The organism is Curtobacterium sp. MCBD17_030 (assembly GCF_003224255.1).
Taxonomy (GTDB): domain Bacteria; phylum Actinomycetota; class Actinomycetes; order Actinomycetales; family Microbacteriaceae; genus Curtobacterium.
Window position 1 is genome coordinate 59,470 of the sequence record NZ_QKLI01000004.1, and the last position, 25,560, is coordinate 85,029.

21 protein-coding genes and 1 riboswitch are annotated in these 25,560 nt (G+C 73.0%); of the genes, 15 read left to right on the forward strand and 6 right to left on the reverse strand.

The window, feature by feature from the left end:
* Positions 1-15 precede the first annotated feature (15 nt).
* The 3 genes from thiD to thiM all read right to left on the reverse strand — a co-directional run bounded on the left by thiD (position 16) and on the right by thiM (position 3,067).
* Positions 16-1,536 carry a bifunctional hydroxymethylpyrimidine kinase/phosphomethylpyrimidine kinase gene (gene thiD / locus DEI89_RS05610; RefSeq protein ID WP_258366240.1) on the reverse strand — a complete coding sequence of 507 codons (1,521 nt, stop codon included), beginning with the start codon at positions 1,534-1,536 and terminating at the stop codon, positions 16-18.
* Positions 1,533-2,198, reverse strand: a complete 666-nt coding sequence (thiE, locus tag DEI89_RS05615) for a thiamine phosphate synthase (RefSeq protein WP_110903068.1) — start codon at positions 2,196-2,198, stop codon at positions 1,533-1,535. Before thiE ends, thiD begins: the two co-directional genes overlap by 4 nt.
* Positions 2,198-3,067 carry a hydroxyethylthiazole kinase gene (gene thiM, locus DEI89_RS05620; protein WP_110903069.1) on the reverse strand — a complete coding sequence of 290 codons (870 nt, stop codon included), beginning with the start codon at positions 3,065-3,067 and terminating at the stop codon, positions 2,198-2,200. The genes thiE and thiM overlap by 1 nt, the downstream gene beginning before the upstream one ends.
* Positions 3,056-3,152: riboswitch (TPP riboswitch) on the reverse strand. Its footprint overlaps the gene before it by 12 nt.
* Positions 3,153-3,219: 67 nt before the next feature.
* On the opposite strand from thiM, the gene DEI89_RS05625 reads away from it, so the two are divergent.
* From DEI89_RS05625 to DEI89_RS05635, 3 genes are all read left to right on the forward strand, one after another.
* Positions 3,220-4,167: an NUDIX domain-containing protein gene (locus tag DEI89_RS05625; RefSeq protein WP_110903070.1), complete on the forward strand. Its 948-nt coding sequence runs from the start codon at positions 3,220-3,222 to the stop codon at positions 4,165-4,167.
* Between the two features lie 128 nt (positions 4,168-4,295).
* Positions 4,296-5,042 (forward strand): phosphotransferase enzyme family protein, encoded by a 747-nt coding sequence (locus DEI89_RS05630; protein WP_110903071.1) that lies wholly within the window; start codon positions 4,296-4,298, stop codon positions 5,040-5,042.
* Between the two features lie 98 nt (positions 5,043-5,140).
* The gene (locus DEI89_RS05635; protein ID WP_110903072.1) at positions 5,141-6,091 is read left to right on the forward strand and encodes a DnaJ domain-containing protein; all 951 of its coding nucleotides are present in this window, start codon (positions 5,141-5,143) and stop codon (positions 6,089-6,091) included.
* Between the two features lie 46 nt (positions 6,092-6,137).
* Here DEI89_RS05635 and DEI89_RS05640 read toward each other — a convergent pair whose 3' ends face one another.
* The gene (locus DEI89_RS05640; protein ID WP_110903073.1) at positions 6,138-6,500 is read right to left on the reverse strand and encodes an RNA-binding S4 domain-containing protein; all 363 of its coding nucleotides are present in this window, start codon (positions 6,498-6,500) and stop codon (positions 6,138-6,140) included.
* A gap of 53 nt (positions 6,501-6,553) precedes the next feature.
* Here DEI89_RS05640 and DEI89_RS05645 point away from each other — a divergent pair, with 53 nt between their 5' ends.
* The gene (locus tag DEI89_RS05645; protein WP_258366241.1) at positions 6,554-6,853 is read left to right on the forward strand and encodes a hypothetical protein; all 300 of its coding nucleotides are present in this window, start codon (positions 6,554-6,556) and stop codon (positions 6,851-6,853) included.
* A gap of 60 nt (positions 6,854-6,913) precedes the next feature.
* Positions 6,914-8,086, forward strand: a complete 1,173-nt coding sequence (locus DEI89_RS05650) for a hypothetical protein (protein WP_110903074.1) — start codon at positions 6,914-6,916, stop codon at positions 8,084-8,086.
* A 91-nt stretch (positions 8,087-8,177) separates the two neighbouring features.
* On the opposite strand, the gene DEI89_RS05655 is transcribed toward DEI89_RS05650, so the two are convergent.
* On the reverse strand, positions 8,178-9,770 hold the full coding sequence (locus DEI89_RS05655; RefSeq protein ID WP_110903075.1) for a S1C family serine protease: 1,593 nt from the start codon (positions 9,768-9,770) through the stop codon (positions 8,178-8,180).
* 190 nt (positions 9,771-9,960) lie between these two features.
* On the opposite strand from DEI89_RS05655, the gene DEI89_RS05660 reads away from it, so the two are divergent.
* The 7 genes from DEI89_RS05660 to DEI89_RS05690 all read left to right on the forward strand — a co-directional run bounded on the left by DEI89_RS05660 (position 9,961) and on the right by DEI89_RS05690 (position 18,292).
* A complete protein-coding gene (locus tag DEI89_RS05660; RefSeq protein WP_110903076.1) occupies positions 9,961-10,995 on the forward strand; it encodes an iron ABC transporter permease in 1,035 nt (344 codons plus the stop codon).
* Positions 10,992-11,999, forward strand: a complete 1,008-nt coding sequence (locus DEI89_RS05665; RefSeq protein WP_258366494.1) for an iron chelate uptake ABC transporter family permease subunit — start codon at positions 10,992-10,994, stop codon at positions 11,997-11,999. Before DEI89_RS05660 ends, DEI89_RS05665 begins: the two co-directional genes overlap by 4 nt.
* Positions 12,000-12,271: 272 nt before the next feature.
* Entirely contained in the window at positions 12,272-14,671 is a 2,400-nt protein-coding gene (locus tag DEI89_RS05670; RefSeq protein WP_110903077.1) for a glycosyltransferase family 2 protein, read from the forward strand.
* A gap of 2 nt (positions 14,672-14,673) precedes the next feature.
* Complete coding sequence (locus DEI89_RS05675) at positions 14,674-16,257, forward strand: chitinase (protein WP_110903078.1); 1,584 nt, start codon at positions 14,674-14,676, stop codon at positions 16,255-16,257.
* Positions 16,258-16,372: 115 nt separating this feature from the next.
* Positions 16,373-16,843 (forward strand): FHA domain-containing protein, encoded by a 471-nt coding sequence (locus DEI89_RS05680; RefSeq protein ID WP_110903079.1) that lies wholly within the window; start codon positions 16,373-16,375, stop codon positions 16,841-16,843.
* Complete coding sequence (locus tag DEI89_RS05685; RefSeq protein WP_110903080.1) at positions 16,843-17,547, forward strand: MerR family transcriptional regulator; 705 nt, start codon at positions 16,843-16,845, stop codon at positions 17,545-17,547. The genes DEI89_RS05680 and DEI89_RS05685 overlap by 1 nt, the downstream gene beginning before the upstream one ends.
* Before the next feature lie 184 nt (positions 17,548-17,731).
* A complete protein-coding gene (locus DEI89_RS05690) occupies positions 17,732-18,292 on the forward strand; it encodes a MerR family transcriptional regulator (RefSeq protein ID WP_110825505.1) in 561 nt (186 codons plus the stop codon).
* A gap of 323 nt (positions 18,293-18,615) precedes the next feature.
* Here the strand turns inward: DEI89_RS05690 and DEI89_RS05695 are convergent, their stop codons facing one another.
* Complete coding sequence (locus DEI89_RS05695; protein ID WP_110903195.1) at positions 18,616-19,434, reverse strand: ParA family protein; 819 nt, start codon at positions 19,432-19,434, stop codon at positions 18,616-18,618.
* Between the two features lie 60 nt (positions 19,435-19,494).
* Between DEI89_RS05695 and DEI89_RS05700 the strand changes: the two genes are divergently transcribed.
* From DEI89_RS05700 to DEI89_RS05710, 3 genes are all read left to right on the forward strand, one after another.
* On the forward strand, positions 19,495-22,905 hold the full coding sequence (locus DEI89_RS05700) for a pyruvate carboxylase (protein WP_110903081.1): 3,411 nt from the start codon (positions 19,495-19,497) through the stop codon (positions 22,903-22,905).
* Between the two features lies 1 nt (position 22,906).
* Complete coding sequence (gene def, locus DEI89_RS05705) at positions 22,907-23,401, forward strand: peptide deformylase (RefSeq protein WP_110903082.1); 495 nt, start codon at positions 22,907-22,909, stop codon at positions 23,399-23,401.
* A 212-nt stretch (positions 23,402-23,613) separates the two neighbouring features.
* Complete coding sequence (locus tag DEI89_RS05710; protein ID WP_110903083.1) at positions 23,614-25,533, forward strand: hypothetical protein; 1,920 nt, start codon at positions 23,614-23,616, stop codon at positions 25,531-25,533.
* Positions 25,534-25,560 lie beyond the last annotated feature (27 nt).

The window sequence follows — 25,560 nt, forward strand, 5'->3', positions numbered from 1 at the left end:
CCCGCCCCACCTCCGTCAGACCGACTCGCCCGGCTGTTCTGGCTGGCCCGGCTGTCCTGGCTGGCCCAGCTGTTCCGGCATCCGGAAGAAGGCGAGCTCCTGCGCCACCGACTGCCGGAAGGCGCGCGCCATCCGCCCGCGCAGCGCGGGGTCGGCCCGCCCGGCGAGCTCCTCGACGAGCTCCGTGGCCCGCGCGCTCGACGCTGCGAACCCGGGGTCCCCGTAGGCCGTGATCCAGTCCGCGAACGGGTGCCCGACCGGTGCCGTGCCGAGCCGTTCCCCGACCCAGGCGTAGACCCGGAAGCACGGGAGCACCGCCGCAGCGAGCACCGCGACGTCCCCGGAGTCGGCGCTCTGCCGTGCCGCGTCGGCGAGGTGCGCGATGTACCCGGCGCACACGGGGTGCACGGGGTCGTCGGCGTGGGACCCGGCGAGTCGACGGTGGTGCAGGTCGCGGGCCTCCGCGGCGCAGCCCTCGCTGGCGGTCGTCCAGAACGCGGCGGCGTCCCCGGTCGACCCGGCGGCGACCGCGGCGAGGTGCTGCTCGTACGCCCGGAGGTAGTGCACGTCCTGCGCCAGGTAGCCGGCGAAGACCTCGGGGTCGAGGGTGCCGTCGGCCAGGCCCCGGAGGAACCGGCAGTCCAGCGTCTCGTCGAGCACCTCGGCCGCATCGGTCCACCAGGCCTCGGTCAGCCGGGGTGTCGGGAGTGCCGAGCGCACGAGAGCGTTGTGGTCGATCGGTCCGTGGCCCTGTCCGACCCGCAGGGCATCGGCGCCGCGGAGGGCCGCGGTCAGCCAGGTCTTGGCCGCCCCGACCGCCAGCTCCCAGTCGCCGTGCCGGGCGACGAGCGTGGCGACCGCACTCGACAGCGAGCACCCGGTGCCGTGGGTGTTCGTCGTCGCGACCCGCGGCCCGCGGAAGACCCGGACGCTGCCGTCGGGGGAGACCAGTGCGTCGTCCGAGGACGGACCGTCGTCGTGACCGCCCTTCGCGAGCACCCGGACGTCCCACCGTCGGGCGACGGCGCGAGCGGCCTCGATCCCCTCGGTCGTCCGGGCATCGGCGAGCTGGGCGAGGACCCGGAGCTCGTCCCGGTTCGGGGTGACCAGGTCGGCCAGGGCGAACAGCTCGGTCATGGCCGACTCCGCATCCGCGTCGAGCAGGCGGTCGCCGCTCGTCGCCACCATCACCGGGTCGACGACCACCCACGCCGGTCGGTGCTCGCGGAGCCAGTCGACGACGACCCGCACCACCGCGGCCGTGCCGAGCATGCCGGTCTTCACCGCGTCCACGGTGACGTCGTCCGACACCGCGTCGAGCTGCTGCCGGAGGAACGCGGCGTCGGGGACGAGCACCGACCGGACCCCGAGCGTGTTCTGCGCGACCAGGGCCGTGACGACCGCCATGCCGTACCCGTCCTGGGCCGCGATCGACTTGAGGTCCGCCTGCACCCCGGCACCGCCCGTCGGATCGGTGCCGGCGATGCTCAGCACCCGCGGCAGCGGGGACACCGCTCTGCGCGTCTGACCGCTCACCGTGCCGCTCCGTCCCATGCGGCCACGAACGCCGCAGCGGCAGCGCCCGGATCGGGTGCCGCGCAGATCCCCGACACGACGGCGACCCCCGCAGCGCCGGCCTGCCGGAGCGGCCCCACGTCGTCCAGCGTCACCCCGCCGATGCCCACGCACGGCACCGTCGTCATGGCCGCGAGCCGCCCGAACCCGGCGACCCCGAGCGCCGGCGGGTGGTCCGGCTTCGTGTTCGTCGGGTGCACCACGCCGACCCCGAGCAGGTCCACCGAACCCGTGGGCATCGTCGCGACCTCCACCAGGTGCCGTGTCGTGTTCGCCGTCAAACCGACGTGGGCATCCGGGCCGAGCAGCGCACGAGCGGCGCTCGCCGGGACGTCCGACTGGCCGAGGTGCACGCCGGCGACCCGGTGCCCGGCATGCCGAGCGGCCAGGGCGACGTCGAGCCGGTCGTCCACGACCACCAGGGCCCGGTCGCCCACGGCGTCGGCCACCGCGGTCGTCAGCGCCAGGAGGTCCCGCGCCGACGCGGTCTTGTCACGCACCTGCACGATCCGGAGTCCCGCGCCCACCGCTGCCCGGACCACGCCGAGCACCCCGTGCCCGTGCCGAGCAGCCAGGGCGCTGTCGGTCACCAGGTAGACCCCGAATCCGTCCCTGCCGGGCATCAGGCGGCACCGCCGACGGAGTCACCGGGGACCGCAGCCGACGTGTCGGCGGTGATCCGGGCCTCCCGGACGACGTCCTCCGGCGTCAGTGCGGCGAGTCGGTCGAGGAACAGCGGCTGGAAGGTACCGGGGCCGCCGGCCTTCCGCGCCGCCAGCTCGGCCGCGATCGTGTGCACCGCCGTCGCCGCGACGGCCGCGTCGAGCGGACGTCCCGGAGCCACCGCGGCGAACGCCGCGACGACCGCGCCGAGGGCGCACCCACCGCCGGTGATCCGGGTGAGGAGTTCCGTCCCGTTCGCCACGCGCACCAGCCCCGTCGGCGCCACCAGCAGGTCGACCGGCCCGGACACCGCGACGGCCCCGACCGTCTCGTCCCGGACGGCGGTCAGCGCAGCGTCGCGGGCGTCCTCCGTCCCGACGATGCTGTCGACCCCGCGACCGCCGGCCGACACGCCGAGGACCGCGAGCACCTCCGACGCGTTCCCCCGGAGGACCGTCGGCCGGAGCGCGAGCAGGTCCCGCGCCAGGGCGGTCCGGACCGGCAACGACCCGACGGCCACCGGGTCGAGGACCCACGGCGTCCCCGCGACCACCGCGGCGGCGGCGGCCTCGATCGACGCGGTCAGCGGTTCGGCGTGCGGGGTGCCGGTGTTGACGAGCAGCCCGTCCGCGACGCCGGCGAACGGCCCCGCCTCGGTCGGCACGTCGACCATCGCGGCCGACGCCCCCAGCGCGAGCAGCACGTTCGCGGTGACGTTCTGCACCACCGTGTTCGTGATGCACTGCACCAGCGGCGCCCGCGTGCGGACGGCCTCCAGCAGTTCGGCGGTGCGGTGGGCCCAGTCAGTCGTGGGCGCAGCGTTCTCCATGGACGATCCCTTCGCGAGTACGAGCTCGAGCAGGTTCGACGGGTGTGATCTCAGCCGCTCGGATGCGGCACCCCGTGTCTCGGACGACACCGTACACGCATCCCCGCCGTCGTCCCGGGTCACCCGACGGACGTTTGTGGAAGGGTGGAGACGTGGACGACGAACGACGGACCGCGACCCCGGCAGGACCGCCGCCCGGACCCCCCTCCGGCCCCCGCGACCCCGGCGACGCCTGGGCCCACGGCGAGGACGGCACGAAGGCCTGGGGCCGCTTCGGCGCCGCCGGCCTGCTCGTCGACGACGGACACGGCCGCGTCCTCCTGCAGCACCGCGTCGAGTGGAGCCACCACGGCGACACCTGGGGCATCCCCGGCGGGGCACGCCACCAGCACGAGGACCCCGTCACCGCCGCCCTCCGCGAGTCAGCCGAGGAAGCCGGTGTCCCCGACGACGCCGTGGACCTCCGTCACACCGCCGTCCTCGACCTCGGCTTCTGGACGTACACGACCGTCGTGGGGCGGGCCTCCCGACCATTCGAACCGGTGATGGCCGACCGCGAGAGCCTCGCCCTGTCCTGGGTGCCCGTCGCCGACGTCGAGTCCCTCGACCTGCACCCCGGGTTCGGCCGGTCCTGGGCCGCCCTCCGCGCCACGCTCGACCGCACCCCGCACGTCGTCGTCGACGCCGCCAACGTCGTCGGCAGCGTGCCGGACGGCTGGTGGAAGGACCGCGCCGGCGCCGCCGCCCGACTCGTCGAGCAGGTCCGCGCGCTCGCCGCAGTCGGCGTCCCCGCGTCCGTGCTCGACCTGCCGTCGACCGCCTGGTGGCCCCGGTGGACCGTCGTGCTCGAGGGGGAGGCCCGCAGTGCCACCACGGACCCGGCACCGTCCGCCCCGCGGCCCGGTCTCCCACCGGTGACGATCGAGCGGGCGGCGGCGTCCGGTGACGACGCGGTCGTCGCCGTGGTCGAGTCCGCCGTCGCAGCCGGCGACGCCCCCGTCGTCGTCGTGACCGCTGACCGTGAACTGCGGGACCGGGTACAGGCGCTGGGCGCCGCCGTGCGGGGCCCGGGCTGGCTGCGGGAGCTGCTGCCCGACTGAGTCCGGCCTGCGCCTGCCGGAGTTGCTCGTGGCGCGCCGATCGGATGGTCGCCCGGCGACCCGCCCGAGGGCGGGCTCCGGCCACTACAGTGGCGAGCACGTCGACGACGACGCTCAGGAGGTTCCCCATGGAACGGATCACCAAGGCCGACGACCGGGTGCACCGGCCTGCCGGGCCGTGGACCCCCACCGTGCACCGCTTGCTGACACACCTGCACGAGCGGGGCTTCGTCGCGGCCCCCGCCCCGATCTCCCTCGGCGAGCAACTCGAGACCGTGACGTTCGTGCCGGGCGAGGCGGGCGAGTACCCCTGGACCGCCGACGTCGCGAGCGAGGCCGCCCTCGTCACCACCGCACGCCTGCTCCGGCAGCTCCACGACGCCGCCGCCTCGTTCCCGCGCGACGACACGACCGACGTGTGGTCGCAGGCCGGGCGTCTGCCGGTCGAGACGATCGTGCACGGCGACTTCGCCCCGTACAACGTCGTCTACGACGGCATCGCGGCGGTCGGCGTGATCGACTTCGACACCGCGCACCCGGGCCCGCGCGTGTGGGACGTCGCGAGTGCCGTCTACCGGTTCGCCCCGTTCACCAGCAGCGCCGACGAGGGGGCACCCGTGCCCGAGTTCGCCGACCGGCTGACCCGCGCCGCCGAGTTCTGCCGCGCCTACGGCCTGGACACCCGCTCGCGGAGCGTGCTCGTCGAGACGATGACGGGGAGCCTGGTGTCCCTCGTCACGACCATCGAGACCGAGGCCGCCGCCGGCAACCCGAAGTTCGTCAGCGACCTGGCGCACGGCCACGCGGAGCTCTACCGCGCCGACGTCGCCTGGCTCGAGGAGCACACGGACGCGATCACGGCCGCCCTGGTCTGACGCGGTCGGTCCGAGCCGGGAACGGCGCCACCGCTCAGCGCCCGCCCAGCCCGCTCGCGGCGGACACCGACCCGGCGTCGGGTAGCGTTCCTCCGGCCATGACCGACAGCCCGGCCGACGCCACCCCGTACGAAGTCCTCGGCGTCCCCGCGACCGCCGACGACGAGACCCTGCGCCGCGCCTACCGCCGCGCGGCCCGCGAGAGCCACCCCGACCTGGGCGGCGACCCGCAGCGCTTCCGCCGGGTGCAGATCGCCTGGGAGCGGATCGGCACCCCCGCGGCTCGCCGCGCCTACGACACCGGTGCGGTCCACTCCGGCTCGTCCTCGCCGTCGTCGGCACCGTCCGGCTCGGCGGCCTGGAGGAGCGGATCCGGCCGTGACGACTACGCACCCCCGACAGCGCGTCGCGACTCCCGCCCGCGGGCCCGGTCCCACGGGCACCCCGGCGGCCGGTCACGCGAGGTCTTCCTGGCCGCCGAACGCGAGTGGGTCGGACTCGGCGACCCGATCGAGGACCCCTACGACCCCGCCCTCGTCCGCTCGGCACCGCGGTCCGTCCGGCGGCTGCTCGGTGAGGCGCTGGCGGAAGAGGCGACCGCCGCGATCATCGCCGACATGGGCATCGGCGTCACGGTGTGGCACGACCTGGACGCCGGCACCGAGGGCAAGCTCGACCACGCCGTCCTGACCCCGACCGGGCTCTGGGCCGTCGAGTCGATCGACTGGGGTGGCCCGGTCGCGGTCGAGCACGGTGAGGTCGTCGGTGAGACCCTCGAGCCCGGGGAGCGCCCGGTCAAGGAGCTCGTCCGCGCGGCCCGAGCCGTGCAGAAGCAGACCCGCGTGCGCTTCACCGGGCGGCTGCTCGTCGTGCCGGACTCCGCGGTGGACGAGGACGTCGAACTCATCGGAACGCCCCGGAAGCCGACGGCGCTCATCGTCCGACGGGGTGCACTCGTGCAGGTGCTCGCCGGCAACTGGTCGCCGGACGGCTCGGTCGACGTCTTCGCGATCCGGGACCGCCTGCAGCAGACCGTCCGGTTCGTCTGATCCGTCGGAGCACCTGGTCGTCGGCGTACCTGGCCGGTCGGGCCGGTCAGTACCCGCGGAGCTTCTCGAGGTCGCGGCGCTCCCGCTTGCTCGGCCGCCCGGCGCCTCGTTCGCGGATCGGGACGAAGCCGGCCTCCTCGCGGGGGAGGCGGGGCGGGGTGTTGTCCTCGAGGTGCTTCGCCGCCTCGGCCGCGCTCACCCGCTTGAGGATGATGCTCTTCACGACGACGATCCGGTCGAACCCGGCCTGCCGGACGCGGACCTCGTCGCCGGGTCCGACGGGCTGGGACGGCTTCGCCCGCTCGCCGTTGACCTTCACGTGGCCCGCCTTGCACGCCGTCGTCGCAGCGGACCGGGTCTTGGTGATCCGGACCGCCCAGATCCAGCTGTCCACCCGGGCCTTGTCCATCCGGCCACCCTAGCCGTGGCGGTCGGGCGGACCCCGGGCCGTACCCTCGAGGCATGTCCGACGCCCGACCCGACCTCGACGGTGCACCGGCCGCCGCCTCGTCGCAGGCCGACATCGCGCGTGCCCGGGCCCTCGCCGCGCTGGACGCCGCAGCGCTCGGCGACCGGTTGGTCGTCCGCGCGCACGACGGGGACGGTGCCCGTGACGCCCTGGGCGAGCTGACGGGACGCACCACCGAGACGGTGACCATCGTCACCCGTCGCGGTCCGGTCACGGTCCGACGTACCGATGTCGTCGCCGCGAAGCCCGTCCCACCGCCACCACCGCCGCGCCCCCGCCGGACGACCGGGTGATCCGCGCCACCCCGGCGAGCCGCTGAGCGCAGGCCACGGGCGCGCACGTAGCCTCGCAGCATGCTCGTCCCCGACCCACCCGCCGCCGCTGCCGGGCAGACCGAGGACCGCACCGCCCGTGTCCGCTTCGTCCGTCCGACCGGCTGGCGCACCGAGGAGCCAGCCGGTGCCGACCTCCGCGTCCGGGGCGACGACGTCGTCCTCACCGTCCGCTCCCGCCCGAGCGACCGGGCGATCGGCGACGAGAACGCCTCGCTGCTCGAACGGCTGCCGGGCTCGGTCGACGGGCTGCTCCTCGTGGGCTGCGACGTCTGGACCACCGCCGGCGCGCCCGCGCGTCTGGTCGAGTACGTCCGCCCCGATGAGGAGGGTGACGTCGCCGGCGCGCACCTGCTCCTGGTCACGGGCCGCCACCGCGTCGACCTGACGGTCGAGCGGCCACTCGCACGGATGACCGCGACGGATGACACCGTCTTCGCCGTCCTCGACTCCGTCCGGGTCCTCGACCGGGTCACCGCCAGTGAGTCCCGCACCCTCGAGTCCCTGCCCGTCCTGCTCGCCGGCTCCACCCTCACCGGCCCGTCCCTCGGTGCCGAGGCCGTCTCGACCCTGCAGAACCTCGCCGGGCGGCGCTGGAACCCCGCCCTCCTCCGCACCGACGGCGGCCGCGAACTCGTCGCCGCCGACCTGGTCGGCCGATTCGGCACGGTCCCGCCCGAGACGGCGACCGTCCTCGCCCCCTGGGCCGAGGGGGTGCAGCCGACCACGCTGGACCAGCACGACGACGACGGGCGGGTGACGCGCCTCCAGGCCTGGTCCGGCACAGTCGTCGACACCGGAGCGGACGGCCGGTCCGTGGTCGCGTCCGTCCCACCGGAACGGGTGGTCGGACTGCTGGCCGGGAGGCTCGGCATCCGCCCGACGTGGACCTGGCCGTTCCGCACCGCGGTCCTGCCCGGCGACCTGCTCGACCGACGTCTGGCCGGTGGCCCGTCCGCCCCCGACCTGCCGCGCGCCGTCGCGTCGGCCGACCCGACCCTGGCCGCGTTCTGGTCGGCCCCGTGGACGGTGTCGGCGCTGCTGCGCCCGGGGCGACCCCGGCCGCTCGTCGTCGTCTCCGCGGCCGGGATCGGCTTCGCCCGCGTGGGACGGACCGAGGGCGGGACGACGGCGTTCACGGCCGAGGCGTCGGCGAACGTCCACCGGACCCTCGTCCGCGCGCTGCTCGGCTGACGGGCTCGTCCCGACCAGGCCGCACAGCACGATGCCCACACCGGGAGGCGCGGGCATCGTGCGGTGGGGACGAGGCGACGGCCTCGTGCCCTCAGGCGGCGGGGCCGGCCGTCAGGGTGACGGTCGCGGTCGTCGCGGTGCCGTCGCTCGTCGTGTAGCCGACCGAGACCCGGTCGCCGACGTCGTGCCCGCTGATGAGCTTCGTCAGCTGGTCCGAGCTCGTGACCGCGGTGCCGTCGACACTCGTGATCGTGTCGCCCGCAGCCAGGCCGGCGCTCGCGGCCCCGGAGCCCTCGACGGTGCCGGCGATCGGCACGCCGCTGGTCGTCCCGGTCGCGGTGCTGCTGATCTGCACACCGAGGAACGCCGGCAGGCCGATCGTGATCGTGCCCGAGGAGTCGCCCGCCAGGATCTTGTCCGCGATCGACTTCGCCGTGCTGATCGGGATCGCGAACCCGGTGACGTCGGCGGTCCCGGAGGACGCTGCGGTCGCCATGCCGACGACCTCGCCCTCACTGTCCAGGACCGGCCCGCCGGAGTCGCCTGAGACGACCTGTGCGGCGAGCTGCAGGAGCCCGGTCAGGGACTCGGTCCCGGTGCCCGACTCGCTCTGCACCTGGATGTCCTGGTCGGTGGCGGTCACGGTCCCCTCGGCGGCCACCAGGTCACCGGTGCCCTCGGCGTTGCCGACGTCGGTGATCGCGTCACCGGTCGAGGCGCCGCCGTCGTCGTCGAGGGTGACGGTGGACAGCCCGGAGGCGTCGCGCAACTTGAGGACCGCGACGTCGTTCGTCGCGTCCGCCCCGACGACGTCGGCGGTGTACTGCTCGCCGGTCGTCTCGTCGGTGACCCGGATCGACGTGGCGCCCTGGATGACGTGGTTGTTCGTCAGGACGGTGCCGTCTGAGGTCAGGACCATGCCGGTGCCGGCGGCCTGCTGGGACTGGTCGTAGCCGATCACGGTGTCGATCGTCACGACGCCCTTCTTCTGCGCGGCGGTCGCCGGGGTGGCTGCGGACTCGGACGTGCTGCCGGTGCTGCCGGTGCCGTCCGTGCCCGAGCCGTCGGTCCCCTGGCCGGGGACGGTGAAGCCGTTCGTGCCGCTGCCGTCACCCGGGGTCGTGCCGTTCTCCGGAGTCGTGGTGGTGCCCTGGGAGGAACTGCCCTGGGTCTGGCTGGACGTCGTCGTGGTGTGCACCGACGACAGCCCGAGCGCGGTGCCACCGGCAGCGCCGACGATCGCGAGCGCCGTGATGCCCGAGCCGATCACCAGTGCCAGCTTCCGGGAGCGCCGGTTCGTGCCGGGTGCCGTGCCGAACGCCCCGGTCCAGCCATGCGGCGCCACCGGGTCCGCTGCGCCGTGCTGCGCGCCCCCGTACTGCCCGGCGTACTGCCCGCCGTGCTGTTGCGTCCCACCCAGCGCCGGGCTGCCGACGAGGTACGGGCCACGGCCGTCGGGGGAGTAGGCGTACGGACCGGAGCCGTCGGGCCCGTACAGGTACGGACCGGAGCCGTCGAAGGCGAAGGCTGAGCGGAGGGCCGACCGGTCCGCGTGCGGCGGCTCCCACGACGCCGGCTGCTCCCACGACGCAGGCTGCTCCTGCTGCGGGGTGTGCTCCGGCTGCTGGACGTGCCCCGGCTCGCGACGCTCGTCGTCCGGGGTGGGGTTCGGGGTCTCGTTCATCGGTGCTCTCCGGTCGTTCCTCGCGGCCCCGTCGGCCGCCGATGGATGTCAGTACAGGCCTCGATCCCATGACGACCCCATGAACCGACCATGGTGCTGCCGAGCAGCTGCTCGACGGTTGCCAACAGTGGCACCGCGGCCCCGCGGACCCGCCGCGGGAGGGCCATCCGTTAGGCTCGCCTCACTTCCCATGCGATCCCGATCCGTCGCGCCTCCCGCGCCCGCTCCCGTGTCCCGGCTGGTGCTCGCCACCGTCCTCGCGGTCGTGGTGCTCGCGCTCGCCTGCGCGCTGAGCGTCGCCGTCGGGTCGCGTCCGATCCCGCTCGGTGTCGTCGTCGACACGCTCCTCCACCCGGGGCGACACGACGAGATCGGACTCATCGTGCTCGGCAACCGCGTGCCCCGAACCGTCGTCGGGCTGCTCGCCGGCGCTGCCCTCGGCGTCGCCGGGGCCGTCATGCAGGGGATCACCCGCAACCCGCTCGCCGACCCGAGCATCCTCGGCGTCAACGCCGGCGCCGCGCTCGCGGTCGTCGTCGGCATCGCGGTGTTCGGCATCAGCGGCACCGCCACCTACCTGCCCTTCGCGTTCGCCGGGGCTGCTCTGGCCGCACTGCTCGTGTACGGCATCGCGGCCGTCGCCCGCGGTGGGCTGACCCCGGTCGGGCTCGCCCTGTCCGGAGCCGTCACCGCCGCCGCGCTCTCGTCGGTCACGACCGCGGTGCTCGTCACCAACGCCAGCCTGCTCGACCAGCTCCGCTTCTGGCAGGTCGGGGCCCTCGCCGGCGGGGACCTCGGCACGGCCGGCGTCGTCGTGACGCCGGTCGTCGTGGGGCTCGTCATCGCCGTCGGTCTCGGACGCTCGCTCAACACCCTGGCGCTCGGTGACGAGCTCGCGGCGTCGCTCGGACAGCGCGTCGTGCTCGTCCGGGCTGTCGGCGCCGTCGTCACCGTGCTCCTCGCCGGTTCCGCGGTCGCCGCCGCCGGACCCATCGCCTTCGTCGGGCTCGCCGTGCCGCACGCCGTCCGCCGACTGTCCGGGCCCGACCACCGCTGGACGATCCTCCTGTCCGCCGTCGTCGCCCCCGCGCTCCTGCTCGTCGCCGACGTCATCGGCCGGGTCGTCGCGTACCCGGGGGAGCTGCAGGTCGGCATCGTCACCGCGCTCATCGGCGCCCCGGTCTTCATCGCACTCGTCCGGTCCCGGGCGGTGCGAGGACTGTGAGCGGCACCGTGGCGAACCGTCGGCGGGGCACGCTCCGCCGGGAGCTCGTCGTCCTCGTCGGCGCCGTGGCCGCGCTCGTCGTCCTCGTCCTGGTCGGACTCGGCGTCGGCGACATCCCGCTCTCGCCCGCGCAGGTCCTCGGCGCCCTCGTCGGGCACGGCGACACGATCTCGGACTTCGTGCTCGGGCAACTCCGTGGGCCGCGCGTCCTGGCGGCCGTCCTCGTCGGGGCCAGTCTCGGTGCGGCGGGGGCGATCGTGCAGAGCGTCGTCCGCAACCCGATCGCCAGCCCGGACATCATCGGCATCACCGCCGGGGCCAGCGCCTCCGGCCTCGTGGCGATCGTCCTGTTCGGTGCCTCCGGCGTGCTGCTCTTCGGTGTGGTGCTCGTCGGCGCGGTCGCCGTCGCGGTGCTCATCGCCGCGTTGGCCTGGCGGCGGGGGATCACCGGCAACCGCGTCGTCCTCGTCGGCGTCGGCGTCGGCGCGATGGCCATCAGCGTGACCGGCTGGTTGCTCACCAGTGGCAGCGTCCAGCAGGCCGGAACTGCGCTCCTGTGGCTCTCCGGCAGCCTCAACGCCGTCGACCGCACCGTCGTCGGCGCGCTCCTGGTCGGCTTCATCGTGCTCATGGCGCTCGCCCTCGTGCAGTCGCCGCGGCTCGCGGTGCTGACACTCGGGGACGACGTCGCGGCCTCCCTCGGACTCCGACCGGACCGGGCGAAGGTGCTGCTCCTGCTCACCGCGGTGCTCCTCACCGCCGGTGCCGTCGCCACCGCCGGACCGGTCTCGTTCGTCGCGCTGATGGCGGCACCCATCGCCCGGCGGCTCGTCGGCGGCGGGCGCATCGCCCTCGGCCCGGCCGCGGCCGTCGGTGCCGTCGTCACCCTCGGGTCCGACCTGGTGGCGCAGTTCGCGCTGCCGGGCGTGACCCTGCCGGTCGGTGTGGTCACCGGACTCGTCGGAGCGCCCTACCTGCTCTGGTTGCTCGCCCGCGGGCGCTGAAGCCCGCCCACCGCCGGGCGGGGGCGGGTGACCGACGTGCACCGCGCCTCCAGGTCGTCTCCAGGCGTCGGTCGGACTCGCCGCGCCACCCCCGGACGCGGGGTCGATGCGGGTCCGCGCGCAGGCTTGCGGGATCCCGCACGAGGTGCCCGGAACCCCCCGTCCGAGGGTCCGCACCTCGACAGCCGTCGCCGTACCGTCATCGGCGACCACCGGACTCCCGACAGCGCCCACACCCGACGGCTGCTGGTCCGGTACGAACGAAGGACAGCATGCCCGAACAGCTCGACGACGCCCCGATGCGCCGCCGCCAGTGGGGTGCCGAGCGGCGGACCCAGCCGCTCGACACGATCCACGCCCGCCCCTCCGACCGGAAGCTCGTCTCCGGCCGGGTCGCCATCATCCTGACGATCGCGTTCTGGCTGGCCTACGTCGTCTACACGGTGATCCGCCAGTTCCTGGACTCCGGCACCGAGAGCTTCCGGTTCACGACCGAGGCGATCTCGTACACCGTCGTCGTCACCTTCCTGACCTTCTCGGCCCTGATGCACCTGGTCGCCCGCCAGGGGGCACTCGAGCGTTTCGCCACCCACGTCCGCGTCCCGCGCGCCGAGCTCGACCGGCACTTCGCCGAGGGGCACGAGTCGCCGCTCACCGTCCTCGTGCCGAGCTACGCCGAGGAGCCCGAGGTCGTCGCGACCACGCTGTGGTCCGCCGCACTGCAGGAGTACCCGAACCTCCGCATCGTGCTGCTCGTCGACGACTCGCCGTTCCCGACCGACCCGGAGACCGCCGCGAAGCTCGAGCGCACCCGCGCCGTCGCCGACACCATCCAGAGGCAGCTCGCCGCGCCGTCCCGCCGGTTCCAGGAAGCCCTGCTCTCCGCCGAGGTCGAGGCCGCCAACGCCCCGCAGGCTTCCGTGGAGGCCGTGCGCACCCTGGTCGCGCACCACCGCTGGGCAGACGCCTGGCTCCGCCGCCACGCCCGCGAGCACGGCGTCGCCGACCACGTCGACCACTTCTTCACCGACCAGGTCCTCGTCGGCCTGGCGGACGAGTTCCGCCTGACGGCCGAGGCGCTCGACGCCGCGATCATCGACGCCGGGGACGCCGAGTCCACCGACGTCACCTCGGCCCGCGCGGTCGAGCTGCAGCGTCGCCTGGCCTGGACCTTCACCGCCGAGCTCACCACCTTCGAGCGGAAGCGCTCCGCGAACCTCTCGCACGAGGCGAACAAGGCGATGAACCTGAACTCGTACATCGGCCTGCTCGGCAGCGCCTACCGCCACGAGGAGACCGCGTCCGGCACCGTCCTGCGCACCGTCACCGACCCGGCCGACGCCGACCTGGTCGTGCCCGCGTCCGACTACGTGCTGACGCTCGACGCCGACTCGGTGCTGCTCCGCGACTACTGCCTCCGCCTGGTCCACTTCCTCGAGCAGCCGGAGAACGAGCGCGTCGCCGTCACCCAGACGCCGTACTCGTCCTTCCGCGGTGCCGCGACCCGCATCGAGCGCCTCGCCGGTGCGACGACCGACATCCAGCACATCCTGCACCAGGGCATGTCGAAGTACGGCGCCACCTTCTGGGTCGGCGCGAACGCGGTCATCCGCACCCGGGCGCTCCGCGACATCGAGGAGACCGAGACCGTCGGCGGCTTCGAGGTGAAGCGGTACGTGCAGGACCGCACCGTCATCGAGGACACCGAGTCGAGCGTCGACCTGGGCATGCACGGCTGGACCCTCGTCAACTACCCGGAGCGCCTGTCCTACAGCGCCACCCCGCCGGACTTCGGCTCCCTGATCGTGCAGCGGCGACGCTGGGCGAACGGCGGCCTGCTCATCCTGCCGAAGTACATCCGCCAGGTGCGCGAGCGCCGGGCCCGCGGTGAGCGCGTCAGCGTGGTCGAGATGGCGCTCCGCGTCAACTACATGGCGTCGATCGCCTGGGGGTCGCTCGGCCTCATCTTCCTGCTGGCGTACCCGTACGACTCCCGACTGCTCAGCCCGATGGTGCTGCTCGCCGCCCTGCCGTACTTCTGGCTCTTCGCGAGCGACCTGCGCTACTGCGGGTACAAGCGGACCGACATCCTGCGCATCTACGGGTTCAACCTGATCCTCATGCCGGTGAACGTCGCCGGTGTGCTGAAGAGCGTGCAGCAGGCCCTCACCGCGAAGAAGATCCCGTTCGCCCGCACGCCCAAGGTCCGCGACCGGACGGCATCACCCGCGCTGTACGTCCTGGCTCCGTACGCGATGGTCGCGTTCTCGGTGTTCACGTTCGTGCGGGACTTCGGCGCGCAGAACTGGGGCAACGCGGTGTTCGCCGCGTTCAACGCCCTGCTCGCGATGTACGCGATCGTCGCCTACATCGGCCTGTGGAACTCCGTCGTCGACGTCTTCATCTGGGCGACGAAGTGGATGTTCTACGACCCGTCCGCCCGCGCCGCACGCCGCGCCGCCCGGAAGGACGAGCGCGCCTCCGCGAAGGCGGTCCGTCGCGGTCTCGTCCCGGAGGCGGCACCCGCCACCGAAGACTGGCGCTCCGTGCTCTACTTCGGCCAGCGCGGCACCACCATCCCCGAGCACCTGGGGACCGACCACCTCGGGACCGGCACCGCCGGCACCCGGCACGGCCTCACCGTGCAGCACGACGAGAAGACGGCGGCCTGACCATGAGCACCACACGACGACTCTCCCCGGTCCGGGTCGCCCTGGCCACCGTGGTCGCCCTCGCGGTCGCCGTCGGCGGGTACGCCGGCGTCGACCGGTGGCAGAGCGCCCAGGCATCCGAGACGGTGGAGCCCTGGTTCGCCGCCTACACGGACGTCACCGTCACCCCGACGTTCCCGTTCGAGGACGTCAAGTCCGCGAAGGGCCGCGACGTCATGCTGTCCTTCGTCGTCGCGGGCCACGACGAGGCCTGCACCCCGACCTGGGGCGCGGCCTACGGGCTCGAGGAAGCAGGGGACCAGCTCGACCTGGACCGCCGCATCGCTCGACTGGAGCAGCAGAAGGGCGCCGTCGGTGTCTCGTTCGGCGGTCTGGCCAACGACGAGCTCGCATCGACGTGCACGGACCAGCACAAGCTCGTGTCCGCCTACGGGAGCGTCGTCAAGCGGTACGACGTCTCCACAGTCGACTTCGACATCGAGAGCGACGACCTCACGAAGACGGCAGCCGGCAAGCGCCGGGCCCAGGCGGTCGCGGACCTGCAGGCGCAGCGTCGTCACGCCGGTCATCCGCTCGCCGTTTGGCTCACCCTGCCGGCAGCGCCCGGTGGCCTCACCGCCGACGGCACGAAGGCCGTCGCGCAGTTCCTCCACGCCGGGGTCGACCTGGCGGGCGTGAACGCGATGACGATGGACTACGGCGACGGCAAGGGCTCCAGCCAGAGCATGTACTCCGCGTCCGTCGAGACCCTGCAGCAGGTCCACCGCCAGCTCGGCATCCTCTACACCCGCGCCGGGACCCCGCTCGGCGACCGCACCCTCTGGCACAAGACCGGGGCGACGCCGATGATCGGGCAGAACGACGTGCCGGACGAGGCCGTCACGCTCGCCGACGCGACGAAGCTGAACGCCTGGGCACGGCAGCAGGGGCTCGGCCGGATGTCGATGTGGTCCCTCAACCGCGACACCACCTGCGGCTCGAACTACGTGAACCTGTCCACCGTGTCGAACTCGTGCTCGGGGGTCGACCAGGACGGCAAGCTGTTCGCCGACGTGCTCGGCAAGGGCTTCAGCGGCGGCATCGTCGCGGCGTCGGGCGACGTCACGAAGGCCGAGCCGTCCTCCACCACGCAGCCGTCCGACGACCCGTCGACCAGCCCCTACCCGGTGTGGGACAAGGAGTCGGCCTACCTCGAGGGCACGAAGACCGTCTGGCACCACAACGTCTACGAGGCCAAGTGGTGGACCTCCGGCGACCTGCCCGACGACGCCGTGCTCAGCTCGTACGAGACGCCGTGGCAGCTCGTCGGCCCGGTGCTGCCGGGTGAGAAGCCGGTCGCGCCCGTGAGCCTGCCGACCGGGACGTACCCGGCGTGGTCGGGCACCACGACCTACGACACCGGCGACCGGGTCCTGTTCGACGGCACGCCGTACCAGGCGAAGTGGTGGAACACCGGCGACAGCCCGGAGGCCTCGACCAGCGACCCCGACGGCTCGCCCTGGACCCGCCTCAAGGACTCCGAGGTCCAGGAGATCCTGCACGACGCGGGGTCCGGGAAGGTCGCCCGGGCAGGGTCCGCCGGTTGACGGACGGGAGGCTCCCCACCGGCCGGTGGGGAGCCTCCCGTGTCCCCTGGGGACGGGGCTCTCGCTGACGCGCTCGTTTCCGATACGCTGGGCGACCAAGAGGAGGAGGTCCACGATGCCAGATCCAGTGGTCCCGCAGCCGGGACGTCCGGAACAGCGGCTGGTCGACACCACGCTGACCTTCAGCATGGAGAACGCTGCGGCGCTCACGCCCGAGGCCGGAGTCACAGCGGAAGAACGCGACGCGATCTCGGCGCTGCCGTCGGGTTCGGCGTTGCTCGTCGTCCGTCGCGGCCCGAACGTCGGTGCGCGGTTCCTCCTCGACTCCGACGTCACGACGGCCGGCCGACACCCCGACGCGAGCATCTTCCTCGATGACGTGACGGTGTCGCGCAAGCACGCCGACTTCGTCCGTCGCGGGACGTCGTTCAGCGTGAAGGACCTCGGTTCCCTGAACGGGACGTACTTCGACGGTGTCCGCATCGACGAAGCACTGCTCGTCGACGGCTCCGAAGTCCAGGTCGGCAAGTTCCGGCTGACGTTCTACGCCTCCCGGGTCGACCTGGCGCGCCTGGCGAACGCGTAGTGGCACCCCGCTCCGCTGCGGCGCGGGCGGTGTCCCCGGCGCCGGACCTGCTCACGATCGGGCAGGTCCTCGCCCGCCTGAAGCCGGAGTTCCCCGACCTGTCGAGCTCCAAGCTGCGCTTCCTCGAGGAGCGCGAACTCGTCACGCCGGTGCGCACCCAGAGCGGCTACCGGAAGTTCTCGTCGACCGACGTCGACCGGCTGCGCATCGTGCTCGGGCTGCAGCGTGACCACTACCTGCCGCTCAAGGTCATCAAGGACTACCTGGCCGACCTCGACGCCGGACGCGAACCGACCCTCCCGGGTGGTGGCGACGTGCCGCGGCCGTCGATGCTCGGGCGCGAGCGCCGGTACTCCCGCGACGAACTGCAGCGTGCTGCCGGAGCGTCGCCGATGCTCGTGGGCGACGCGGTGTCCGCCTCGCTCATCCCGGCGTCCGACACCTACGGCGAGGACTCGGTCGGTGTGCTGAAGGCCCTCGTCGAGCTGCAGCGCTCCGGCATCGAGCCCCGGCACCTCCGCACCTTCCGCAGCACCGCTGAGCGCGAGGTCGGTCTCATCGAGTCCGCGCTCATGCCGGTGTCCCGTCGTGGTGACGCCACGTCCCGTGCGAAGGCGCTCGAACTCGCCCGGGAGATCGCCGGACACCTCGAGGTCATCCGCTCGTCACTCATCCGTGCGGCCATCGGTCGGCTCGACTCGTGAGCGGTCCGGGCGGGTCGGACCCTCGACGGCGGTCGGTGCCGGGGCATATCCTCGACACGCCGGACGCGCCGGTGCGGATGTCCCGCTTCCACGCCGCCCGACTCGCTACCGTGGACCTCGGAACAACTCTCAACCCGCTGTTGAAGCTTCGGGTGGGAGCTCGATCGTCGTGGAAGGCAAGCTGATGAGTGGGAACGATGTCCCCGGTACCCCGTCTGACATGACGCGGTACGACCTCGGGCTGCTCTTCACCGACGGCCTGCCCGAGCACGACGAGCAGAACGGCTACCGCGGCACCGTCGCTGCGAAGGCCGCTGGCATCAGCTACCGACAGCTCGACTACTGGGCCCGCACCGAACTCGTGCAGCCCACGATCCGCGGCGCTGCCGGCTCGGGGTCGCAGCGGCTCTACGGCTTCCGCGACATCCTCGTCCTCAAGCTCGTCAAGCGCCTGCTCGACACCGGGATCTCCCTGCAGCAGATCCGCACCGCCGTCAACCAGCTCCGCGAAGCCGGCGTGAGCGACCTGGCGCAGACGACCCTGATGTCCGACGGCGCCTCGGTGTACCTGTGCACCTCGGACGACGAGGTCATCGACCTGGTCTCTCGCGGACAGGGTGTCTTCGGCATCGCCGTGGGCAAGGTCCTGCGCGAGGTCGAGTCCTCCCTGGTGGAGCTCGACGCCACCCCGGCGGAGGACCCGAGCGACGAGCTCGCCGCCCGCCGGGCCACCCGCGCGTCCTGACCGTCCCGGCTGTCGTGTCGTGACCATCCCGGTTCCGACGCCCGCCTGACTGCCGCGCCCCGCCCCTCCCGTCCCGCGTGTGCTCGGCGAGGTCGCGTGTTCTGCCGCCTCCACGGCCGCGGGCCGACAGTTCGTGCGACGTCGGCAGCGGTCACGCGGCGTGTTGCGCGACCTCGGGAGGCGCGGAGGACCGCGTTGGTCCCGTCCGGTCGGCAGGTGAGCGCGGCCGACACCGGCCACCACCCCAGCAGGTGGCACCGCCGGGGACCCCCGGGAACGACGAAGGGCCGCCCGGGGGCGACCCTCCGAGCGACGGACGAACGTCAGGCGATCGCGCCCGCGCCGTCCGCGTACGGCCCGATCTTGCCCGTGCGCATGATCCGCTCGAGCAGCTGGTCGAAGTTCCGTGCCATCTCCTGCGCGGACTCGCCCGGCCAGACGTGCAGGGGCTTCGCCGCACCCTGCGCCTGCTGGAGCGACGTGCGCTCCGGCAGCTGCGGCGAGAGCACGAGCGGCCCGAACATGTCGCGGAGCTCCTTGATGCGGAACTGGTGCTCGAGCGACTGCACCCGAGCGCGGTTCACGATGATGCCCAGGGGCTGGAGGCGCGGCGAGAGACCACGACGGATCTCCTCGATCGCGCGGAGGGCCCGGTCAGCGGCGGCGACGGAGAACAGTCCGGGCTCGGTGACGACGGAGACCCGGTCGGAAGCGGCCCACGCGGTGCGGGTCAGCGCGTTCAAGGACGGGGCGCAGTCGATGAGGACGAGGTCGTAGTCGGCCTCGACGTTCGCCAGCGCCTCCTCCAGCTTCCAGATGTCGCGGATCGACGGGTGTGGCCCGTCGAAGTTGATGGCCGAGGGCGACCCGACCATGACATCGATCTTGCCCTGGGAACCCTTCGTCCAGCCGGACGGCGCGATGGCCTGGCGGACGATCTTCTCCTTCGGGTTCTCGAGGACGTCGGCCACGTTGAGGTGACCGGTCAGGTCGATGTCGAGGCCCGTGGAGACGTCCGACTGGGGGTCGAGGTCCACCACGAGGGTGCGCAGACCCCTGGCGAACGCCGCTGACGTCAGGCCGAGCGTCACCGTCGTCTTGCCGACACCGCCCTTGAGGGAGCTCACGCTGAGTACATGCACGATGAGCAACGTTACCGCCAGTAAGGTTGTGAGACCTCAACCCGGGCTGAAAGGGACCTCGTGTTCACCAAGATCCTGGTCGCGAACCGTGGCGAGATCGCCATCCGGGCCTTCCGCGCAGCGTACGAGCTCGGTGCCCGGACCGTGGCGGTCTACCCGTACGAAGACCGCAACTCCCTGCACCGGTTGAAGGCCGACGAGGCCTACCTGATCGGCGAACGCGGCCACCCGGTCCGCGCGTACCTGGACGTCTCGGAGATCATCCGGGTGGCCCGCGAGTCAGGGGCGGACGCGATCTACCCGGGCTACGGGTTCCTGTCCGAGAACCCGGAGCTCGCCGCCGCGGCCGCCGCGGCCGGCATCACCTTCATCGGCCCGGGCGAGCACGTACTCGAGATGGCCGGCAACAAGGTGACCGCGAAGGAGCACGCCATCGCCGCGGGCGTCCCGGTGCTCGCGAGCACCCCGGCCAGTCGCGACGTCGACGAACTCGTCGCGGGCGCCGAAGCGATCGGGTTCCCGGTGTTCGCGAAGGCCGTCGCCGGTGGTGGTGGTCGTGGCATGCGCCGCGTCGAGACCGCCGCCGAGCTCCGGCCGGCGCTCGAAGAGGCCATGCGCGAAGCCGACAGTGCGTTCGGTGACCCGACGATGTTCCTCGAGATGGCGGTGCTGCGGCCGCGCCACATCGAGGTCCAGATCCTGGCGGACGCCACCGGCACCGACGCCGGCACGATCCACCTGTTCGAGCGGGACTGCTCGGTGCAGCGCCGCAACCAGAAGGTCGTCGAGATCGCCCCGGCGCCGAACCTCGACCCCGCCGTCGCCGCGGCACTGCACCGGGACGCCGTGGCCTTCGCCCGGTCGATCGGGTACGTCAACGCCGGCACGGTCGAGTTCCTGCTCGACACCGTGGGCGAGCGGGCCGGCCAGCACGTCTTCATCGAGATGAACCCGCGCATCCAGGTCGAGCACACCGTGACGGAAGAGGTCACCGACGTCGACCTCGTCCAGTCGCAGATGCGCATCGCCGCGGGAGAGACCCTCGCCGACCTCGGCCTGTCGCAGGACACGGTGTCGGTGCACGGTGCGGCGCTGCAGACGCGCATCACGACCGAGGACCCGACGCAGGGCTTCCGGCCCGACACCGGCCGCATCACCACCTACCGCAGCCCGGGCGGTGCCGGCGTCCGCCTGGACGGCGGCACGGTGGCCACGGGTGCCCAGATCAGCCCGCACTTCGACTCGATGCTCGCGAAGATGACGTGCCGCGGTCGGGACTTCCCGGCGGCAGTCGCCCGCGCGCGTCGTGCCCTCGCCGAGTTCCGGATCCGCGGCGTCAGCACGAACATCCCGTTCCTGCAGGCCGTCCTGGAGGACCCGGACTTCGCCCGCGGTGACGTCTCCACGGCGTTCATCGGCGAGCGTCCGCAGCTCTTCGACGGCCACGTGTCGAAGGACCGCGGCACGAAGGTGCTCAACTGGCTCGCGGACGTCACGGTGAACAAGCCGAACGGCTCGCCGGCCGTGCACGTGGTCGACCCGGCGCTGAAGCTGCCGGCGGCCGACCTCACCGCGCCGCTCCCCGAGGGGCAGCGCGACCTGCTGCTCCGCGTCGGACCGGCCGAGTGGGCTCGTTCGCTCCGCGCACAGACCGCCCTGGCCGTCACCGAGACCACGATGCGGGACGCGCACCAGTCGCTCCTCGCCACCCGGGTCCGCACGAAGGACCTCGTCGCGGTGGCCCCGTACGTCGCCCGGCTCACCCCGCAGCTGCTCAGCGTCGAGGCCTGGGGCGGAGCGACCTACGACGTCGCCCTCCGGTTCCTCGGCGAGGACCCGTGGGAACGCCTGACGTCGCTGCGCCAGGCGATGCCGAACCTCCCGATCCAGATGCTGCTGCGCGGCCGCAACACGGTCGGCTACACGCCGTACCCGACCGAGGTGACGGACGCGTTCGTGGCCGAGGCCGCCGTCACCGGCGTCGACGTGTTCCGGGTCTTCGACGCACTGAACGACGTGAGTCAGCTGCGTCCCGCCCTGGAGGCCGTGCTCGCCACCGGCACGGCCGTCGCGGAAGCGGCGCTCTGCTACACCGGCGACCTCCTCGACCCGGCCGAGGACCTCTACACGCTCGACTACTACCTGCGGCTCGCTGAGCAGATGGTCGACGCCGGTGCGCACGTCATCGGGATCAAGGACATGGCGGGTCTCCTCCGCGCAGGGGCGGCCGAGAAGCTCGTCGCCGCGTTGCGCGAACGGTTCGACCAGCCAGTGCACGTGCACACCCACGACACCGCGGGCGGGCAGCTCGCGACGCTCCTCGCGGCCTCCCGTGCCGGCGCGGATGCGGTCGACGTCGCGGCGGCGCCGATGGCGGGCACGACCAGCCAGCCGAGCATGTCCGCCCTGGTGGCAGCGCTCGCGCACACCGAGCGGGACACCGGCATCGACCTCGGTGCCGTCGGCGACCTCGAGCCCTACTGGGAAGCGGTCCGCCGCGTCTACGCACCGTTCGAGTCCGGGCTCGCCGGGCCGACCGGCCGCGTCTACAAGCACGAGATCCCCGGCGGGCAGCTGTCGAACCTCCGCCAGCAGGCCATCGCGCTCGGGCTCGGCGACCGGTTCGAGCAGGTCGAGGACTGGTACGCCGAGGCGAACCGGATCCTCGGACGCCCGCCCAAGGTCACCCCGTCGTCGAAGGTCGTCGGCGACCTCGCCCTGCAGCTCGCCGCCGTCGACGCCGACCCGGCGGACTTCGAGCAGCACCCCGAGAAGTACGACGTGCCCGACTCCGTGATCGGGTTCATGGCGGGGGAGCTCGGCGACCTGCCCGGTGGCTGGCCGGAGCCGTTCCGCTCGAAGGTCCTGGCCGGCCGTGACGTCCGGATCGCCGTGACGCCGGTGCCGGAGCACGAGCGTGCCGCGCTCGACACCCCGGGGACCGTGCGGCAGCAGGCCCTGAACCGTCTGCTGTTCGAGCAGCCGACCCGGCAGTTCCAACAGGTCCGCGACGAGTTCGGCGACCTGTCGGTCGTCCCCACCGTGGACTACCTCTACGGCCTCCGGGCAGGCGAGGAGCACGTCGTGCCGCTCGGCAGGGGCGTGAACCTGCTCGTCGGGCTCGAGGCGATCGGCGAGGTCGACGCGCGGGGCATCCGGACCGTCATGACGACCATGAACGGGCAGCTGCGGCCGGTGGCCGTGCGCGACCGCTCGGTCGTCGTCGAGACCAAGGCCGCCGAGAAGGCGGACCGGTCCGACCCGAAGCACGTCGCCGCCCCGTTCGCCGGGGTCGTGACGCTCAAGGTCGCCGTCGGTGACGTCGTCGAGGCCGGTCAGGCCGTGGCGAGCATCGAGGCGATGAAGATGGAAGCGGCCATCACGGCACCCGTCGCGGGGACCGTCGGCCGTCTCGCGATCCCGGTGACCCAGCAGGTGGACGCCGGCGACCTCCTGGTGGTGCTGCAGTAACGTGACCGTCCGTCCCATCCGCCTGTTCGGCGACCCCGTCCTCCGTTCGCCCGCCGACCCGGTCCGCATCGGGTCCGACGGCATCCGCGAACTCGTGCAGGACCTCATCGACACCGTCCAGGAGCCCGGCCGCGCCGGCGTCGCGGCTCCGCAGATCGGCGTCGGGCTCCGTGCCTTCTCGTACAACGTCGACGGGGAGGTCGGGTACGTCCTCAACCCCGAGGTCGTCGAGACCTCCGGCGAGCCCGAGCTCATGGACGAGGGCTGCCTGTCCGTGCCCGGCCTGGCCTACCCGACGAAGCGCTTCCCGTACGCCAAGGTCCGGGGGGTGGACCTCGACGGCGAGCCGGTGGAGCTCGAGGGGACCGGACTGATGGCCGAGGCCCTGCAGCACGAGTGCGACCACCTGGACGGCACCGTCTACGTGATGACCCTCGACCCGGAGACCCGTCGGCAGGCGCTCCGGGACATCCGTGCACAGGACTGGTTCCACTAGGACGCACGACGTCCTGCGGCTCGCAGGACCGTACGACTGCGCGCCGTGGACCGTCCGTCTTCCGCTGCCGCGGACCGCGTCGTAGGCTCCGCTCGACGACCTCGTGCGCTCCCGACGTGCCGACCCCGAACCGGGGGTCGGAACGGCCGCGTCGTCTGTCCACCCGGTTCGCCCGGTCACCGGGTGCCGGACGACCAGGCAGGGGACATCACATGCACGACGACACCTCCATCCAGCGGCCGGCGCCACGAGCACCCGGGGTGCCACGAGCACCGGGACAGCGACGAACCGCGGCCGTCGCCACGGCGATCGCGGTCGCGGTCGGTCTGACCCTCGGCGCGGTGGTCGGTGCGCCGGTGCGGGCGAGCGCGGCGACCACGGAGTCCGAGGCGGCCGACTACGCCAGCGACGCGTTCGGCGACGCCTGGGACTTCACCAGCGCAGCGGACTTCAACACCGACTTCTCGGGCACCCCCGCGACGGTGTCCGGCGGTGCACTCAAGGTGGGACTGACGCCGGGGGACCAGCTGTTCCTGGTGCACTCGATCTCGGGCAGCCTGGCGACCGGCCGGGACGGCGCTCGTCAGCCGGTCGACCCGGCACGGTACTCGCGGTTGACCTTCTCGATGGACCAGCCGCTGACGAAGCGCATCGGCGCGGTGTACTGGTTCACCTGCCGCGAGCAGACCGCAGCGTGTGGCGGCGGTTTCACCTTCCCGGTCGTGCAGGGCCCGCACGTCTACACGTTCGACCTCGCGAAGCAGTCGACCCTGCTCGCGAAGGTGCCGTGGCGGTCCGGCAAGAAGGTGGTCTTCCGCCTCGACCCGGTGGTCCTCCCCGGGAACGCCGGCGACACCGGCAAGCAGGCGAGCATCGACTGGGTGCGGCTGCACGCGGCACCGGACGCCTCCCACCCTCACGCCGGCATGCCCGCGGGGACCTACCCCGGCTACACCGTGACCCCGCGACCCCAGCTCGTCGTGGACACCCCGAACCCCACGCAGGGGCAGGACTACGCGACGGCCACCACCGGTCGCCCCTGGAACTTCACCTCGGCGACGGCGACCTCGCACGTCAAGTACTCGAACACCACCGTTCTGTCCCGCGACAGTCGGGGCATCACCGCCCGGAACGCCGGCCCGCACCAGAACGACCCGCAGGTCCACCTGCCGGTCTCGCGGATGGCGGGGAGCACCTACCACTACCTGCAGTGGGACATGCGGTACGACGGACCGTTCGACCTGTCCGGTTCGGCCGGCGGCGGCAAGATGGCCCGGGCGATCTGGAACGTCGCGGGGACGGGCACACCGCAGATCGGCAACGACCTCCTGACCTACTCGAACGGCAACGCCGCCGAGACGAGCGTCGACCTGACGGCACAGAACCCGCTGGACGAGGACGCCCTCACCCCGAAGGCCGGGTGGGCCGGACAGACGATCACCGGCCTCCGCTTCGACCCGAACGAGGACCCGGGCAAAGCCGTGTGGCACCTGAAGTCCGTGCACCTGCGCGCGGACCCTGCGGCGACCGGGTCCACCACGGTGACCTTCCACGACAACGCCTGGGTGGCGGGCAGCACCGCGGACGTCACGGTGCGCACCGGCAGCGGGGCATGGCAGCGCATCGCCACCGGTGTCGCCGTGACGAAGGGGGCGAACTCGGTGCCGTTCCGACTCGGCTCGATGCCCGCCGGCAAGTACGCCGTGCAGGTCACGCTGCGGCACCCGGACGGCAGTTCGGACAACGAGACCGCCGGCGCGCCGGTCGTCATGAAGGCCGGTCCGGTGGCCTCGGTGGACCGCTCGCACGACCCCGTCGGCCGCCTCGACTCCGCGACCGCCGGCAGCGGTGGCGTCACCGTCACGGGCTGGGCGTACGACCCGGACACGCGCAACCCGCTCGCGGTCGCCCTCTACGACGGGAAGACCGGGACGAAGAGCCTCGGACGGGTGTCCACGTCGCTCGCCCGTCCGGACGTCGTCCGGGCACACCCCGCCGCTCCGGCCGCGTCCGGGTACTCCACGACGGTCCGGCTGTCGGCGGGCACGCACGACGTCTGCGCCTACGGGATCAACGTCGGCGCCGGGTCGACGAACCCGCTGCTCGGCTGTCGGTCGGTCACCGTCCGCTGACCTCGTCGCGTCCTCCGGTCGTCGCAC